Origin of the sequence: Gottfriedia acidiceleris, assembly GCF_002128425.1 — a bacterium.
Lineage (GTDB): Bacteria > Bacillota > Bacilli > Bacillales > Bacillaceae_G > Gottfriedia > Gottfriedia acidiceleris.
On record NZ_NESS01000016.1, the window covers coordinates 65,132 to 82,100 of the forward strand.

The following is a 16,969-nucleotide window of genomic DNA, read 5'->3' on the forward strand; positions in this document are numbered from 1 at the left end:
TGGACAGATTCCATAAACTAATTAAAAACGTATGAGAGTTGGAATGAAAATGTTAGTAAGACTTGGATATGTCGCAATGAGTATGAATTTACAAAATGCCTCGCCATCAAAGACAATGACGGTTGCTCAGTTTTTAAAACAAAAGGATAAAGATGCGGCTATTCGTAAGCTAGAGCAAATTGCTAAAACTAATATTAATAACTGTCTAAGACTACTTAAGCACAACAAGGCACATGATATATCTTTTTTCCGCCTAAGTAGTAAATTAATCCCTTTAGCAAACCATGAAGAAGTAGCGGATTGGAATTACATAAAGCCTTTAAAGGAAAGTTTACTTGAGTTAGGTAAATTTGCAATTACGAATGAAATGAGGATTGATTTTCATCCAGATCATTTTGTTATATTAAACTCAACTGATGAAGAGTTATTGAAAACATCAGTAAGAACCTTAAAAATGCATTATCAGCTTTTAAAAGCGATGAAGATCAATACAGAACAACGATGTGTACTACATATTGGCGGAGGGTATGATGATAAGGAAAAATCACTAGAACAATTAATAGAGAATTTTAGCCTTATTCCTGCGCAAATTCAAAAAATGCTAATGTTTGAAAATGATGATACTACCTTCACGTTTGATGAAACATTGTTTGCCTGTGAAAAATTAGGAGTACCGCTTGTATTTGACTATCACCATCATTTAGTTAATCACATAAATGAAGACTGGATTAAAAATTGGAGTTATGCAGTCGATACATGGAAAGCTTCGAGCTTGCCTATGAAAATGCATATATCAAGTCCAAAAAATGAGAAAGATATACGTGCTCATGCTGATTATGTGGACTCTAACATGTTTATTACATTTTTAAATGAAATTTATGGCTCAGTTAGTCAAATTGATTGTATGATTGAAGCAAAACAAAAAGATAATGCACTATTTCAATTAATGGATGATATGAAAGCTCATCCTTCTATTGAAGTTATTAATGATTCAAGTTTTTATTTTAAACCGTAGTTCTCGAAAGTTAGGGTGAGGAAATATGATCGTAGGTATTGGATTGGATTTAGTAGAAATTGAACGAATGAAAGAAATTATAGGCTCGCAGCCTCGATTTGCAAAACGGATTTTAACTGAAGCAGAATATGAAATATACGAAAAATTATCAGAACGAAGAAAACTTGAATTTTTATCAGGAAGATTCGCTGCAAAAGAAGCCTGTTCAAAAGCTTTTGGAACGGGAATCGGGAAAGAATTAGGATTTCATGATATTGAAATCTTAAATGACGAAAAAGGTAAGCCTGTTTTAACCGTTGATTTGCCGTTCATAACGTTTTTATCAATTACACATACTGAACATTATGCTGCTGCTCAAGTGGTCTTACAGCATATATAATACCTTTAAACAGTCACTCATTAAATTGAGTGGCTGTTCTTTTTTGCACATAAAGAAATATAAACTTATTAGCAAAAGGAGAAAAAATGGCGTATTTGTCAATTTTATTAAACATTAAGTATAAGTGCAACTACACCTAATTCTTCGTCTAAAGACTCTCTAATTTGTGAGTTTTCTTTAAAATTTTTTAAATTAGCTTGTCATGCTAGTCTGCATATTTTAGAGCTTGACCTCATATAGTTCTATGAGGATATGAGAAGCAAGGTTGCAACGTGCATGAATAAATCTAGATTTTACTTCTAAGCTACTCGCGCACATTTATTCATATGCCTTTGCATAAAATTCTCTTTTTTACAATTTAAGAGGAATAAAGGAGCTGGGGAGATGAAGAAAAAGCTTGTAGCGATGCTTTTGACAATCATGTTAGTACTATCATTGGCTGCATGTGGCAAGAAATCGAAAGATGATGTTGTAGGTTCTCTTAGCAATCAGATGGAAAAAATGAATGGCTATAAGGCTGATGCAACATTAACAATTAATAACGGTAATGATCCTCAAAAGTATGAAGTAGTCATTTGGCATAAAAAGCCTTCTTACTACCGCGTACAACTAAAAAATGCTAAGAGTGATCAAAACCAAATTATTTTAAGAAACAAAGAGGGTGTGTTTGTTTTAACGCCAGCATTAAATAAAAGCTATCGCTTCCAAAGTGATTGGCCATCAAACAGTAGTCAGCCATACTTACCGGAATCATTGGTTAATGACTTAGTACAAGATAAGAATGCAACGTTTAAAACAACTAAACAAGGCTATGTTTTTGAAACAAAAACAAATTACACAAATAGACAATTGCTCCCAACACAAGAAATCATATTTAATAAAAAAGGTCTGACACCCGAATCAGTAAAACTATTAGATACAGATAAAAATGTTGTGTTGGATGTTAAATTCGATAAAGTACAATACAACGCGAAATTCGATAGTGATGCTTTTGATGTTAAGAAAAATATGACAAGCGCTCGTTTAAGTGTACCTACATCTACAAATCCAGATAATGATCCAAATTTATTAGTTACACTTTACCCTAATTATTTAATGAAGGGTGTTGTGTTAGATGATCAACAAGAAGTAAAAACAGATAATGGTGTTCAGGTTATACTTTCATATAAAGGTGATAAAAAATCGTTTACTTTAATTGAGGAAAAAGCACGAATTTCAGAGTCTGGTACAACTATGGAAATCACTGGTGAACCAGTAGATTTAGGAAAAACTGTAGGAGCTTTATCAGATAAGATGATCACTTGGTCATACGGTGGAACAGATTTTACGATTGTTTCGAAAAACTTAACCCAAAGTGAGTTAATTCAAGTTGCTCAATCAGTCGGAGATACAGGCACAAAATAATATTTTTTTCAAACTTAAAAGGGCGTGATGATGCTTTATCACGCCTTTTTAAATTTCAAATAAACTAAGATTGAATAGTTTATTGGTTGACAATTATAGTAAAATAAGCAAATAATTTTACACATATGAAATAAGAGTAATGGGTAAATCGATAAGGAAGTGTATATCATGACAGAAACATCATTTTATCGCGACACATGGGTAGAAGTAGATTTGGATGCAATTGAAGAAAATATTAAGAATATCGTGTCGCTGTACCCTAATCATCAAGAAATATATGTAGCTTTAAAAGCGAATGCATATGGACATGGTTACGTTGAAGTAGCAAAACAAGCATTAAAGTCTGGAGCAACAAGATTATTAGTTGCTTTTATTGATGAAGGGATTTTTCTGCGTAACGCGGGAATAGAAGCACCTATTTTAGTGTTAGGGGCAACTAGACCTGAGGATATAAACGTTGCAATCAAGCATAAATTAACTTTAACGGCATATAATGTTGATTGGTTAGAAGGTATTTCTCAAAATCTAAAAAGTACAGATGGTACAATGATTCATATTAAATTTGATACTGGGATGGGTAGATTAGGCCTAAAAACGCAATCTGAATGGGAGCGGGCTGCATCGATCTTACGAAAAAATCCATCAATTATACTAGAAGGTTTGTTTACACATTTCGCTACTGCTGATGAGCTAAATAGATCCTATTTTAATGAGCAAGTAGACAAATTTTATGAATGTATAGATTGGGTTAAGAGCAGTGGATTTTCTCCTGAGTTAATTCATTGTGCAAATAGTGCAGCGGCTGCATTAGAAACTAATTTATTTAATACTGTACGTGTTGGAATTATCATGTATGGGTTAACGCCATCTTTAGAAATAAAACCAATGCTGCCATTCACATTGAAGCCAGCACTATCGCTTTATACAAAAATCTCACATATTAAGCAATTACCAGCCAATAGTGGTGTAAGTTATGGAGCAACGTATTTTACTTCTGACTCAGAATGGATTGCTACATTGCCGATTGGGTATGCAGATGGCTGGCTTAGAGATATGCAAGGATTTTCTGTGTTGGTTGAAGGTGAAAAGGCAGAAATCGTTGGTAGAGTTTGTATGGATCAGTGTATGATCAAGCTTTCTAAACATTATCCTGTTGGTACAAAAGTAACCTTAATAGGAAAAAGTAAGGATGGAGCAGTAACGGCTGAGGAAGTCGCTACACACATGAATACAATCAATTATGAAGTAACTTGCCTTATAAATCATAGGGTTCCAAGAGTATATAAAAAGAATGGAAATATTAAGTCCGTAAGTAATTATCTAGTATCAGATTAATTGTAATTTGATGTATTAAAGTATGAAACACTGTTATTTGGTTAAGATAAACGAAGATATGTGTCTTTCCAATCACTGAAAATAATGGTATGATGTAGTATAGGGAGATATATGGGTAATAGTTGATTCTGGAGGTGCTGAAACTTGTCCGAACTAAATGCGACAACTGAAATAACAGTACGTTTACCAAAACACGTAGTAAGCGAACTAGATGGATTAGTCAAGCAAGAAAACGGTAATCGAAATGAGTATATTTATCAAGCGACTAAGATGTTTTTAAAAGATCGTAAAAGACGCCAAAGTCGTGAACAAATGCGACGTGGATACATGGAAATGGCTAAAATCAACTTATTAATATCTTCTGAGTCATTCTATGCTGAGTCTGAAGCGGATTCTAAAGTGGAGCGCTTAGTTAGCGGGGGGTAATCACTTGATAGTAAAACGTGGCGACGTATATTTTGCAGACCTTTCCCCTGTAGTTGGCTCAGAACAAGGTGGAGTTCGTCCGGTTCTCATAATACAAAATGATATCGGTAATCGTTTTAGTCCTACCGTTATAGTCGCTGCGATTACAGCACAAATCCAAAAAGCAAAGCTTCCAACACATGTTGAAATCGATGCTAAAAAATATGGATTTGAACGTGATTCGGTTATACTACTAGAACAAATTCGAACGATTGACAAACAGCGATTAACCGATAAGATAACACATCTTGATGATGAGATGATGGATCAGGTTGACGAAGCGTTGCAAATCAGTTTAGGACTTGTTGACTTTTAAAGTTGCTTTTATAGCAGCTTTACCTACATAGATTATAATAAATGTTTTGTAACCCTTTCGTCTTGAAAGGGTTATTTTAGGTCCTTTAAAATTCCTGAAAATTGGAGGCGTTATTTATGTCACAACAATTGATTAATAAGATTGCATCTGATTTATCGATTACTTCAAAACAAGTAGCTACCGTAATTGAATTAAAGGAAGAAGGAAATACAATTCCTTTTATTGCCAGATATCGAAAAGAAAAAACGGGTTCTCTTGATGAGGTACAAATTCATTCTATTTTAGAAAAGTATGAGTACGCTGTAAATCTTCAAACGAGAAAAGATGAAGTAATCCGTTTAATTGAGGAAAAAGGGAAACTGACTGATGAATTACGTAAAAGTATTACATTAGCAACAAAGCTACAAGAAGTAGAAGATTTATACCGACCATATAAAGAAAAAAGAAGAACTCGTGCTACAGTTGCAAAAGATAAAGGGTTAGAACCTTTTGCAGAGTGGTTATTTTCAATGCCAAATGAAGGTTCACTTGCGGACGAAGCGTTAAAATACATAAATGTTGAACTAGAAGTTAATACAGTTGATGATGTTATTCAAGGCGGAAAAGATATTATCGCGGAATGGATTGCAGACGATGCTACTTATCGTAAGTGGATTCGTGAAATTACCTTCAAAAAGGGAACGATTGACAGTACTGTAAAAAACTCCGAAAAAGACGAGAAAAAAGTATACGAAATGTATTACGAATACTCAGAACCAATTTCAAAGATTGTTCCACATAGAATACTAGCAATGAATCGTGCTGAGAAGGAAGATATTTTAAAAGTTGCAGTTCAATCTCCTTTTGATGAAATTATTTTCTATTTAGAAAAAAAGGTTATAACAAAGGACACTTTTGTACGACCAATCCTAATGGAAGTCGTTGAAGATGCATATAAAAGATTAATTCAGCCCTCAATTGAAAGAGAGATTCGTAAAGAATTATCCGAAAAAGCTGATTCACATGCGATTAATATTTTCTCAGAAAACTTGCGTTCATTATTACTGCAGCCACCATTAAAAGGAAAAATCGTACTAGGAGTGGACCCTGCATTCCGTACAGGTTGTAAATTAGCAGTAGTAGATGAAACAGGTAAAGTACTCAAAATAGATGTGATTTACCCTCATCCTTTCAAAGGTGAAAGACAAGAGGTTCAAAAAAATAAAAGAGAACAAGCAGGTACAAAAATTAAAGATATTCTTATCAACTATAAAATAGAAATGATCGCAATTGGAAATGGTACGGCGTCGAGAGAAACAGAGCTGTTTATATCTGAAATTTTAAAAGAAATGAAAAATAATACTTACTATGTAATCGTAAATGAAGCTGGCGCAAGTGTTTATTCAGCATCTGAGTTAGCAAGAGAAGAGTTTCCAGATTTCCAAGTTGAGGAACGAAGCGCAGTATCAATTGCAAGACGACTACAAGATCCGTTAGCAGAACTAGTGAAAATTGATCCTAAATCTGTTGGAGTAGGCTTATATCAACACGATGTATCTCAAAAAAGCCTTAATGAATCATTAACATTTGTCGTTGAAACATCTGTTAACCAAGTTGGTGTAAATGTAAATACAGCATCAGTCTCACTACTTCAATACGTGTCAGGCTTGTCTAAAACAGTAGCGAAAAATATCGTTAATTACCGTGACGAAAAAGGTAAAATTACAAACCGAAAAGAGCTTAAAACAATCCCGAGATTAGGCTCTAAAACATATGAGCAATGTATAGGATTTTTACGTGTTCTTGAAGGGGATGAGCCTTTAGATCGCACAAGTATTCATCCGGAGAGCTACGCACAAGTAAAAAAATTATTAAAGCAATTAAATTTTTCAACGAGTCAAATTGGTTCTAATGAATTGAAAGAAAAGATAAAAACAATTAATTTAAAAGAAGTATCAGAACAACTGGATATTGGTGAAATTACGCTAAAAGATATATTAGCATCATTAATGCAACCCGAAAGAGATCTACGAGATGAATTAGCAGCACCAATTCTTCGCCAAGATGTTCTCCAAATTGAAGACTTGAAAATTGGAATGGAACTTGAAGGGACAGTAAGAAATGTAGTCGACTTTGGTGCGTTTGTTGATATTGGATTAAAGAACGATGGCCTTGTTCATATTTCTAGAATGAGTAGTAAATTTATTAAGCATCCGCTTGATGTTGTATCGGTTGGTCAAGTAGTAAAGGTTTGGATTGCTGAAGTAGACCAAAAGAAACAAAGAGTAGGTTTATCAATGCTACCAATTGAATCGAAAGAAAAGGTCAAAGCTTAATTTTTTGATAATAAAACCAACATTGATTCAATAATTTTATTTGATAACGGTTTTTTTCATAAAATGCTTTTTGAATTTGGGATTTAAGCCAACTAGGCATTACCATGATGAAAACCTCCAACTTAAAAATCTTCGCCCATCTTTTTTTGAGGATGGGCGATGAAATAAATGAGTGAGGGGTAACCTTCCGATACATTGTATAAAAAGGATAACTGTAATGTTCATTTTAGATAGTAAAAATTACGCCGTAGTAGAGAGATATACTAAGAGCAGCCCATTTAGCATAAATCGTACTAATAAGATCTTTTGAAATTCTCATTTGTAAGTTTAATGTATGCGCATACCCAAGAAATTGTGAGTTGTTCAGTTAGAATAAAGAAGAAAAAAGAGGAAGGCGATTCATAAATGGATAATGAGGAGATACAAAAACTGGTTGAAGAACTATCAATTACTTATTTTAAGCGACCATTTCTCCACCAAGCTTCTTTCAATACTAGACTGAGAACAACTGGTGGTAGGTATTTATTAAAAACAAGTAATATCGAATTAAATAAGTTTTATTTTGAAGAACACGGAATTGAAGAGCTAAAGGGGATCATATTACACGAGCTGTGCCATTATCATCTTCATATTATGAAGAAAGGATATAAGCATGAGGATAAAGATTTTAAAGAACTCTTAAAAAAAGTAGGTGCTCCTAGGTATTGTAAACCACTAAATTCAATCAAAAAAAGAACGCATTCTTATAAGTATAAATATAGATGTTCAGGGTGTGGGCAAGCTTTCTTAAGAAAAAGAAAAATAGACACAAGCCGCTATGTATGTGGATTATGCAAAAGTCCATTAAAACTATTATAAATAGTGTTGACATCTAATATACATTTAGTTTATATTAATACTTGTCATCACGTTACGTTACATTACTTGATGAAAAGATTAGTATTTTTCCGCAGTAGCTCAGTGGTAGAGCACTCGGCTGTTAACCGAGTGGTCGTAGGTTCGAACCCTACCTGCGGAGCCATTATTACAGAGAAGTACCCAAGTGGCTCAAGGGGCGCCCCTGCTAAGGGTGTAGATCGTTTACGCGGTGCGAGGGTTCGAATCCCTTCTTCTCTGCCATATACATATACGGCCCGTTGGTCAAGCGGTTAAGACACCGCCCTTTCACGGCGGTAACACGGGTTCGAGTCCCGTACGGGTCACCATTTTATCCTGGAGGATTAGCTCAGCTGGGAGAGCACCTGCCTTACAAGCAGGGGGTCGGCGGTTCGAGCCCGTCATCCTCCACCATTAACTTCATACGGTCCCGTGGTGTAGCGGTTAACATGCCTGCCTGTCACGCAGGAGATCGCCGGTTCGATCCCGGTCGGGACCGCCACTAATTACTACAGATTGTAGTATTTTTTTCTTTATTTGGAGAAAAATAGTATGAGTGGATATTGAATGTCGGATTGTTTTTATCTTGAGGAGTATATTTGAGAGGTATGGGCAGTACAACGAAAAAAAGTTTTGTAGTGTAGGTTCATGTAGTTTGTTCTTATTCTGGATAAAGATGAGTTGCGAAATGTCGGATTGTTTTTATCTTGAGAGGTAAATTCGAGAGGCTAAAACATTACAACATAAAAAAAATCCTGCGGTGCAGGTTCATGAAGGTTACTCGGAGAAGTTGATTCATGATGCTAAATCAATGGGCTATAGCCAAGCGGTAAGGCAACGGATTTTGATTCCGTCATGCCCTGGTTCGAATCCAGGTAGCCCAGCCATTTGTTTTTGTAAGGTTGAATGTCGGATTGTTTTTTACCTTGAGGAGATAATTCGAGAGGTGGGAGCAATACAACATAAAAAAAAATCCTGCGGTGCAGGTTCATGAAGGTTACTCGTACATTGTGTAAAGAAGTATATTGAAATGTCGGATTGTTTTTATCTTGAGGAGTATATTCGAGAGGTAGAGGCAGTACAACATAAAAAAAAATCCTGCGGTGCAGGTTCATGTAGCTAATTCGAAGGAGTTAGTTCATGACGTTAAATCAATGGGCTATAGCCAAGCGGTAAGGCAACGGATTTTGATTCCGTCATGCCCTGGTTCGAATCCAGGTAGCCCAGCCATTTTAGTTTTGACTAGAAATGTTTAAGGTAAGGGGATGCTTTTATCTTAGACGCGATCGTGTAAACAGTAAGTAGGTTTAAAAATATTTGGTATTTAGTTATACTTGTAATATTATTATATTATGAGCCATTAGCTCAGTAGGTAGAGCACGAACGAGTATGCTACGAAGCGATTACTTCAGCGTACTTGTTGAACCACTACTTGATTTGCTATCTGAGACAAGGACGTCTTTAGAAACGGGCTATATTTTATAAACTGTATTATTACGAGCCATTAGCTCAGTAGGTAGAGCATCTGACTTTTAATCAGAGGGTCGAAGGTTCGAATCCTTCATGGCTCACTTTTGTTTATTCGCGGTCGTGGCGGAATGGCAGACGCGCTAGGTTGAGGGCCTAGTGGAGGTTTCTCCGTGGAGGTTCAAGTCCTCTCGGCCGCATTAGTGTTTTCAAGGGTTTATAAATTGTTAAAAATAATGGAGTTGAATTTGCAATACTCCAATTGATTTTAAATATAAGATGTTACTGATATTTTCGGTAACATCTTTTTTTATTGAATTTTAAAGTATTGGATATGTTCATACTTTAAATGTATTAATCAATACTATAGATAAGTGTATATATCATAAGGTGAACTTACAAAAGTTGCTAAACAATTATTTTTAGTTTTACCTTTAATCACAACTCGACCAAGAATATTATTGTTAATTTATGATGGGATATAGATTTTTCTGGCAATTGTCAGCTCTTTTTTTGTCGATATTGGTAAAAAAATAGTCAAAATTAGAACAATTTGTGTAGGGTTTTTCCTTGCTATACTTGGATTAAATATTAAAAGGAAGACGGTAATAATGTAATTAAGATTAATAAAGATGTAATTAGAAGTGGGTATATATGAATACCATGTTAAAATATTCTACGATATTTTTATGGGTGGTTCTATTTTTGTATTTTTATAACAAACTAATGCCCAAAAACATACTTTATCCTATAATGGGTTTTCTTATAATATTTATTAGCATTACTGTAATACAAAAATTGTTTGAGCTAAAAAAAGTCGTAAAAACATAAACTAGGTTCATTTCCTCTCAGCCACATTAATTTATATAAAAATTCTAAGACTTCTACGGAATGTAGAGGTTTTTTTTATTGTTCAATAGATTTTTAAGTAAATAACTAGTATGAAAATCAAATGTGTAGAGATTCTTTAAAGTAGTCGTTAATTTATGATAAGAACAACTAAAGCGAATTGTAGAGAAAAAAATCGAGAAGATAAATTTGATTTCGAAGAAGAACTTGAATAATTACCATCAACAAACATCGGCATAGCAAGTATTTCAAGACACAGTCATCTTAACTTACTACTTAATCGTAAAAATTCAACTTACAGAAGTTGGAAGTGAGAGACTAGATTTTTATAACTTATTAAAATAATAGAAATTTTTAAAATTGATTGTATTTTATGTCATTTTTGATTATAATACAAAGCATAACAAATTAAATTATTTTATGAAAAAGGGAGGTAATTAATGAAAGTAGCAGGGATGAATATCACGTTCAAACATTATCCTATCCAGTATTTTTTGGATTGTATGGATCAGTTAGGCATCAGTAGAATTGAATTATGGGCTGGTGAACCGCATCTCTATGTTTATAGGAACTAGCTTTGCAATTTGAGAGAGATAAAGAAAGAAATTAAAGCTAGGAGTATGGAAATAGTCTACTTTACTCCAGAACAATGCGTCTATCCTTACAACCTTGCAACTTCAGATCCAAATTGGCGTAAAAAGAGTATTAATTATTTTATTGAAAATATTCACTCTACTGTGGAGTTGGAGACGGATAAGATGCTAATTACTTCAGGGATAGGTAATTTCTCCATAACAAAAGAGGAATCATGGAAGTATGCAAGTGAATCAATCTATCAAATTATGAAGGTGGCGGAGCGCGAGGGTATCACGCTTGCACTTGAACCATTAACAAAATTTGAATCTAATTTAATTATTAATACACGGGAATTAAAGAGGATGATTGAAGAAATACAATCTCCTTCCTTAAAAGGAATAATTGATACCGTTGCGATGAACCTGCCGGGTGAGACACCAGAAAATTATTTTTTATTGCTAAAAGAGCTATGTCATTTCCATTTAATAGACGGTGATAGTAAGACAGATTCTCGTCTTGGTTTAGATGATGGTAATTTACAATGGAGAGATTATGTAAAATGCGTTCAAAAGCACCAATACGATGGGGCATACACCCTTGAAATTATGGGATCAACTTACTATCAAAATCCACTAGATGCTGTAAAAAAATCCTTAGAGAAACTAAATGAATTAGGAATTTTATAATTTGAAAATTTGGAGGAGCTCTTTATGAGTAATACTACACTTACACGAAAGCTCGGATTTTGGTCGGCATTAGCAATTGCTGTTGGTACGACCGTAGGATCAGGTATATTTGTCTCATCTGGAGATGTAGCAAAAGCAGCGGGAACCCCTTCTATTTCTATTTTGGCTTGGATTATTGGCGGTATTATCGCTATTCCTCAAGTAATGGTTCTTGCTGAATTATCAACTGCTTATCCTGAAAATGGAAGCGGTTACGTATATTTGAATAAAGCAGGCTGGAGGCCATTAGCCTTTTTATACGGCTGGGCAACATTTTGGGCACTTGATCCACCATCTATTTCTATTATGGCTTTAGCGGTAGTTTCTTACTTGGCAAGCTTTTTTCCGTTCTTCTCTGGAATTGCGGGCAAGTTGTTAGGGGTTGCGATTATTTTAGTAATCACTTCAATTCATTATCGAAGTGTAAAAGAGGGTGGGCTTTTTCAAGTCATTATTACTGCCGTGAAAATCATTCCGTTCATTATTGTGATTGTTTTAGGTTTCATGTATATGAACATGGGGAACTTCTCTTATACACCTCATGGTGAAACGATAAAAACAAGTCTAATTGGCGGTGTTTCTGCCACAACTTGGGCTTATACCGGTATGGCTGCGATTTGTTTTATGGCAGGTGAATTTAAAAATCCGGGAAAAACGCTACCTCGTGCATTGATTAGCTCTGTCTTTATTGTATTAATCTTATATACTCTGCTAGCAGTCTGTGTAACCGGATTAATGCCTTTTAATAAATTAATGAGTTCTAGTGCAGCTGTTTCAGATGCGGTTAAGTACATACCAGGTCTATCTCATATTGCTTCATCGTTTGTTGCGATTACTGCAATTATAGTTATTTTAGGATCACTTAGTTCCTGTATTATGTTTCAGCCTAGGTTAGAATACGCAATGGCTAAGGACGGTCTGTTTTTCCAACGTTTTGGTCGTGTCCATCCAAAGTATGAGACTCCAAGTTTTTCAATCATCGTTCAAGTTACTTATGCTTGTATTCTAGTTTTCGCGACCAATTTAACCACATTACTAGGTTATTTTACATTAATTCAATTAGTAATTAATATTTTGGATTTTGTAGCAGTATATAAATGCCGTAAGAGGGATGATTATAACCCGATTTATAGGATGCCAGTGTGGAGGCTAACAACGATTTTAGCAATTATTGGAGCATCATGGCTTGCTTGGGGTACGTTTACTTGGGCTCCATGGCAAGGGATGGTAGCGGCATTTATTGTCATTGCTACTGGACTACCTGTTTACTTTTACTGGGAAAAAAGATACGGGCCGAATAAGAACAAAGACGGTAATCTAGTAACAAAGGAGAATACAATTATTTCAGGAAGCTAGTTTACCTATACTAGCTTCCTGTTTTTTGAAAAAGCGATTGCTTTATTTGTTATATTTAATTATAATACAAGGCATAACAAATGTATTTTAGGGGGATTTAATCATGTTAAAATTTGATGAAGCGCTATTTTTAAAACTTGTAGAAAAAGAAGGACTTGCATTTAGAAGTAAAATTGAGGATATCGTCGATTCAATCTGTCAAAAAGGTTACAGCAATCTTTTTCTGATTGGTGCTGGCGGAACTATTGCAATGATGTATCCTTATAAATATATTTTAGAATCAAATTCAACGATTAATGTACATGCGGAAATCGCCGCGGAGTTTATGGTCATGAACAATAAGCAGTTTTCAAAGGATTCCGTATGTATTTTTACTTCTGTTTCAGGTACAACGCAAGAAACTGTTGCGGCTGCAGAGTATTGTAAAGAAAAAGGGGCTACTACAATTGCATTAGTAGCGGAGCCGAATACTCCATTAACTCAGGTAGTGGATTACTGTATTACGACCGGCTCGGAAAAACATTCTTTTGATACGTTTTTTATGCTGTTGTACATGGTAGTATTCCGCTTCATGTATAATAACAATGAATTTCCGCAATATGAACAGTTCACAAAAGAAGTTTCCTTGTTGCCACAAGCGATTTTAGCTGCAGTAAAAGACTTTGATAAAAAGGCTGAGGAATTTGCTATTAAACATAAGGATACAGATTACCATATGATGGTGGGCTCAGGTAACTTATGGGGCAACACTTATTCATACGCAATGTGTATTTTGGAAGAAATGCAATGGATTCATGCAAAATCCATCCATGCAGCGGAGTTTTTCCATGGTACGCTTGAGCTAGTAGTTGAAGATACAAGTGTTATTTTACTTAAAGGTGAAGATGAAACAAGACCATTGATGGATCGTGTTGAAAGGTTTGCTGAAAAAATTACGAATCAATTAACCGTTATTGATACAAAAGACTTTGAATTGCTAGGCATTAGTGAGGAATTTAGAAAACACTTTTCTGTCAGTATTAACTGGGCAGTTATAAGTCGAATCAGTGTTTACCTTGAAAGGGAGAGAAACCACTCATTAGAACTAAGAAGATATTACCGCAAAGTAGAATATTGATAAATTTAATGGGCACTACACAGTAGTGCTCGTTTCTTAGATTAAAAAGAAGGTTGGGATTGGATGAGAATTGTTACAGTCGGAGATAACTGTATGGATGTCTATCTTACAAACGGGAAAGTGTATCCTGGAGGAAATCCAGTAAATGTTGCTGTCTATTTAAAGGAGTTAGGGGCAGACTCTTCGTATATCGGCTGGGTTGGGAGTGATTCCTTCGGTGATCAAATGATTAAGTCAATTCAGAGTAAGGGTGTCGATACGTCGTTTATTTCTAAAAAGATAGGAAAAACAGCTGTTACCCATGTTGAATTGATTAACAATGTCCGCCAATTTGGAGATTACGATGAAGGAGTAATGGCTCAGTTTGCATTAACTGATGAGGAACAGGAGTTTATTCAAACTCATCAACTTGTTCATGCTGGGATATGGGGGCATGTTGATGGGTATTATCCACTTTTTAAACAAAAAGGATTGCTTACTGCATTTGATTTTTCAGATCAGTTAAAGCACGATTTAGTGAAAACACTACCTGGTTTTCTGGACTATTCCTTTTTTTCTTATACAAAGGATGATGAATTTATCAGGGGATTTTTAAAAGATGTAAAAACAAAAGGTTCCAAGGTGGCAGTTGCTACGCTTGGAGAAAATGGATCACTTGCTTTTGACGGCGAACACTTTTATCAATTTGGAGTATTAGAAGATAACGTTGTAGATACGATGGGAGCAGGAGATTCTTTTATATCTGGTTTTCTTTATGGAACTTTACAGGGCCTTTCAATCCAACAGTGTTTGGAATTGGGAACTAAAACGGCTGCAAAAACAATTAGCTACTTCGGTGCATGGTGACGATAGCTGGCCGGCAGTGTATAATAATGGTGAAAAACATTGACGGATAGGATGAAAATTATGAACCTAAATTCTTCAACCCCACAGCCTCTCTATATGCAGATTAGGCAAATGCTGAAGAATGATATTCAGCAAGGGAAATATAAACCGGATCAACAGATTCCCACGGAAGCCGAGCTTTGTGAAACATATAATGTCAGTCGAATTACTATTCGAAAGGCCATTGAGGAATTAGTGAAGGATGGTACTTTAACTCGCATACCACGCAGAGGGACGTTTGTGGCTTCGAATAAGTTTAATAATGAACTGTTATCTGTAAGCGGATTCTCAGAATTTAGCCATCAACTAGGGATGATTCCAAATTCCCGAATCCTAAGAAGTGAAGTCATCCCGGCAACAAAGGACGTTGCAGAATATCTTAAAGTAGAGAAAGGAAGTCGTGTACTAGAGCTTGAACGACTTATGTATGTGAACGACCGTCCACTTTTTTATGATATTGCGCATTACTCACTCATTCGTTTTCCTGATTTGGAAAAGAAAATTGCAACTGACGAATCCACATATAAAGTTCTCTCAAAGGACTATAATACAGAAATCCTAAGCAACGATAAAATCATCGACGTAATCGGTGCGACAAAAGTATATGCCAATTACCTTGAATGCGATATAGGAGCCAATCTATTTAAAATCCTAAAAATCGCCTATGATTCAAATGAGGAACCTGTCCATCTTTCAACTTTTATGTGCGAAACAAGTAAAGTAACCTTAACTGTTCATAGGACAAAATAGGGATTACTTACTAGTTTTAAAAGAAATACATATAAATAAATAAACTCACTTTTGATATTTTTTCAAAAGTGAGTTTTAGCATTAATAATTTGTAGGATTTACCTGAATAGGTTTGAAATTTTGATTACTATCTGAGTAATGCCACCATTCTTTAGAATAGCCTACAAAACCTACCTGTCTCATTGCCTTATCCATAATTTGATAACTCTTTTCTTGTGCACTGCTTCGTTTATAGCTTCGAGATGCTCGAGAAGAAAAATCATCGAATTTAGATTGCATTTGTACTTCTTTCCCATCTATGGTACATAGTGTAATATCCAACGTTGCGCCAAGTTGATGTCCACGGATATTTTTAGGATCTGGTTTAGCTACATAATTCGAATTAGGATATGCGTCCCAAAGTGCTTGTTGTGCAGATAAAGGACGATAAGCATCCCATACTTTAATTGTATATCCTTGTTTTTTAAGTAATGCGTTTGCTTTTGCTATTTTTTTTGCAGTACTTGTCCTCAGTATTGCTTGACTAAAATTATAAATACGTTTGCCAGTAAAGTTATTAGTTGTGTTATACCTCAAATCAACAATAATGCTTTTATCTAATGATTTAATATTAGTGAACTCCGCTGTGACATATTTTCCATTTATAAATCCTGTTGTTTTTTTATATTTAATTTTATACCATCCATTGGATTGTTTATTAATAACCGTTAAAAATTGTCCTTTTTTAACAGTGCCAATTAACTTATATGATGTACTAGGTCCACTACGAACATTTAATTTACTTGCAGTTACAGTATAAACTTTATTTGCTGCATAAGTAGAGCTTGGATTTGTAAAGAAACTTAACGATAGAAATGAAAGAATTAAAAAACTTACTGATATCTTCTTGATAATCATATTCACCTTCTTTAATTTTTTAATAATCTCTTAACTATAACCATTATTCTACAGAACACCTCGCATCACCTTTCAATTTAAAAGTGTAAAGTAAATTAAAAAAACATTACCTTCAAGTAATGTTTTTTTCAGAGTGTTGAAAAACAACTTAGTCAATAGATCTAAGCATAAAATTTTAGAAAAAATCCCCTTTGTAGGAAAATTGTTACAAGGGGGATTTTTTATGTACTACTATCAAGAGA

15 protein-coding genes and 9 tRNA genes are annotated in these 16,969 nt (G+C 34.7%); 22 read left to right on the top strand and 2 right to left on the bottom strand.

Features of this window, described 5'->3' with window-relative positions; all coding sequences use genetic code 11:
- Window positions 1-49 precede the first annotated feature (49 nt).
- The 7 genes from uvsE (at window position 50) to B6K90_RS20295 (ending at window position 7,229) form a co-directional block, all read left to right on the top strand.
- Window positions 50-1,015: a UV DNA damage repair endonuclease UvsE gene (uvsE, locus tag B6K90_RS20265; RefSeq protein WP_088014578.1), complete on the top strand. Its 966-nt coding sequence runs from the start codon at window positions 50-52 to the stop codon at window positions 1,013-1,015.
- A gap of 25 nt (window positions 1,016-1,040) precedes the next feature.
- The gene (acpS, locus tag B6K90_RS20270; protein WP_088014565.1) at window positions 1,041-1,394 is read left to right on the top strand and encodes a holo-ACP synthase; all 354 of its coding nucleotides are present in this window, start codon (window positions 1,041-1,043) and stop codon (window positions 1,392-1,394) included.
- 384 nt (window positions 1,395-1,778) lie between these two features.
- The gene (locus tag B6K90_RS20275) at window positions 1,779-2,798 is read left to right on the top strand and encodes a LolA family protein (RefSeq protein WP_088014566.1); all 1,020 of its coding nucleotides are present in this window, start codon (window positions 1,779-1,781) and stop codon (window positions 2,796-2,798) included.
- Between the two features lie 168 nt (window positions 2,799-2,966).
- Window positions 2,967-4,133, top strand: coding sequence for an alanine racemase (gene alr / locus B6K90_RS20280; RefSeq protein ID WP_088014567.1), 1,167 nt, complete (start codon window positions 2,967-2,969; stop codon window positions 4,131-4,133).
- Between the two features lie 144 nt (window positions 4,134-4,277).
- The gene (locus B6K90_RS20285; protein WP_069033898.1) at window positions 4,278-4,559 is read left to right on the top strand and encodes a CopG family ribbon-helix-helix protein; all 282 of its coding nucleotides are present in this window, start codon (window positions 4,278-4,280) and stop codon (window positions 4,557-4,559) included.
- Window positions 4,560-4,563: 4 nt separating this feature from the next.
- Entirely contained in the window at window positions 4,564-4,914 is a 351-nt protein-coding gene (gene ndoA / locus B6K90_RS20290) for a type II toxin-antitoxin system endoribonuclease NdoA (RefSeq protein ID WP_056476047.1), read from the top strand.
- 116 nt (window positions 4,915-5,030) lie between these two features.
- Window positions 5,031-7,229: a Tex family protein gene (locus B6K90_RS20295; RefSeq protein ID WP_088014568.1), complete on the top strand. Its 2,199-nt coding sequence runs from the start codon at window positions 5,031-5,033 to the stop codon at window positions 7,227-7,229.
- Here B6K90_RS20295 and cmpA read toward each other — a convergent pair.
- Window positions 7,219-7,329 carry a cortex morphogenetic protein CmpA gene (cmpA, locus tag B6K90_RS20300; RefSeq protein ID WP_088014579.1) on the bottom strand — a complete coding sequence of 37 codons (111 nt, stop codon included), beginning with the start codon at window positions 7,327-7,329 and terminating at the stop codon, window positions 7,219-7,221. The two genes, B6K90_RS20295 and cmpA, sit on opposite strands and share 11 nt — an antisense overlap.
- 305 nt (window positions 7,330-7,634) lie before the next feature.
- Between cmpA and B6K90_RS20305 the strand changes: the two genes are divergently transcribed.
- The 15 genes from B6K90_RS20305 (at window position 7,635) to B6K90_RS20375 (ending at window position 15,830) form a co-directional block, all read left to right on the top strand.
- Window positions 7,635-8,087 (top strand): SprT family protein, encoded by a 453-nt coding sequence (locus B6K90_RS20305; protein ID WP_088014569.1) that lies wholly within the window; start codon window positions 7,635-7,637, stop codon window positions 8,085-8,087.
- An 88-nt stretch (window positions 8,088-8,175) separates the two neighbouring features.
- A tRNA-Asn gene (locus B6K90_RS20310) sits at window positions 8,176-8,250 on the top strand.
- Window positions 8,251-8,257: 7 nt separating this feature from the next.
- Window positions 8,258-8,348: transfer RNA gene (locus tag B6K90_RS20315), tRNA-Ser, on the top strand.
- An 11-nt stretch (window positions 8,349-8,359) separates the two neighbouring features.
- A tRNA-Glu gene (locus B6K90_RS20320) sits at window positions 8,360-8,434 on the top strand.
- A 9-nt stretch (window positions 8,435-8,443) separates the two neighbouring features.
- Window positions 8,444-8,519 (top strand) — tRNA-Val (locus B6K90_RS20325).
- A gap of 12 nt (window positions 8,520-8,531) precedes the next feature.
- Window positions 8,532-8,607, top strand: a tRNA-Asp gene (locus tag B6K90_RS20330).
- A gap of 310 nt (window positions 8,608-8,917) precedes the next feature.
- Window positions 8,918-8,992, top strand: a tRNA-Gln gene (locus B6K90_RS20335).
- Between the two features lie 268 nt (window positions 8,993-9,260).
- A tRNA-Gln gene (locus B6K90_RS20340) sits at window positions 9,261-9,335 on the top strand.
- Between the two features lie 268 nt (window positions 9,336-9,603).
- Window positions 9,604-9,676: transfer RNA gene (locus tag B6K90_RS20345), tRNA-Lys, on the top strand.
- A 13-nt stretch (window positions 9,677-9,689) separates the two neighbouring features.
- A tRNA-Leu gene (locus B6K90_RS20350) sits at window positions 9,690-9,772 on the top strand.
- A 1,233-nt stretch (window positions 9,773-11,005) separates the two neighbouring features.
- Window positions 11,006-11,683, top strand: coding sequence for a sugar phosphate isomerase/epimerase family protein (locus B6K90_RS20355; RefSeq protein ID WP_268875919.1), 678 nt, complete (start codon window positions 11,006-11,008; stop codon window positions 11,681-11,683).
- A gap of 24 nt (window positions 11,684-11,707) precedes the next feature.
- The gene (locus tag B6K90_RS20360; RefSeq protein ID WP_088014570.1) at window positions 11,708-13,078 is read left to right on the top strand and encodes an amino acid permease; all 1,371 of its coding nucleotides are present in this window, start codon (window positions 11,708-11,710) and stop codon (window positions 13,076-13,078) included.
- Between the two features lie 103 nt (window positions 13,079-13,181).
- Window positions 13,182-14,195 (top strand): SIS domain-containing protein, encoded by a 1,014-nt coding sequence (locus B6K90_RS20365; RefSeq protein WP_088014571.1) that lies wholly within the window; start codon window positions 13,182-13,184, stop codon window positions 14,193-14,195.
- A gap of 63 nt (window positions 14,196-14,258) precedes the next feature.
- Window positions 14,259-15,041, top strand: coding sequence for a fructoselysine 6-kinase (frlD, locus tag B6K90_RS20370; RefSeq protein WP_088014572.1), 783 nt, complete (start codon window positions 14,259-14,261; stop codon window positions 15,039-15,041).
- Window positions 15,042-15,101: 60 nt separating this feature from the next.
- A complete protein-coding gene (locus tag B6K90_RS20375) occupies window positions 15,102-15,830 on the top strand; it encodes a GntR family transcriptional regulator (protein WP_088014573.1) in 729 nt (242 codons plus the stop codon).
- Between the two features lie 81 nt (window positions 15,831-15,911).
- On the opposite strand, the gene B6K90_RS20380 is transcribed toward B6K90_RS20375, so the two are convergent.
- Complete coding sequence (locus B6K90_RS20380; protein ID WP_088014574.1) at window positions 15,912-16,727, bottom strand: M15 family metallopeptidase; 816 nt, start codon at window positions 16,725-16,727, stop codon at window positions 15,912-15,914.
- Between the last annotated feature and the right edge of the window lie 242 nt (window positions 16,728-16,969).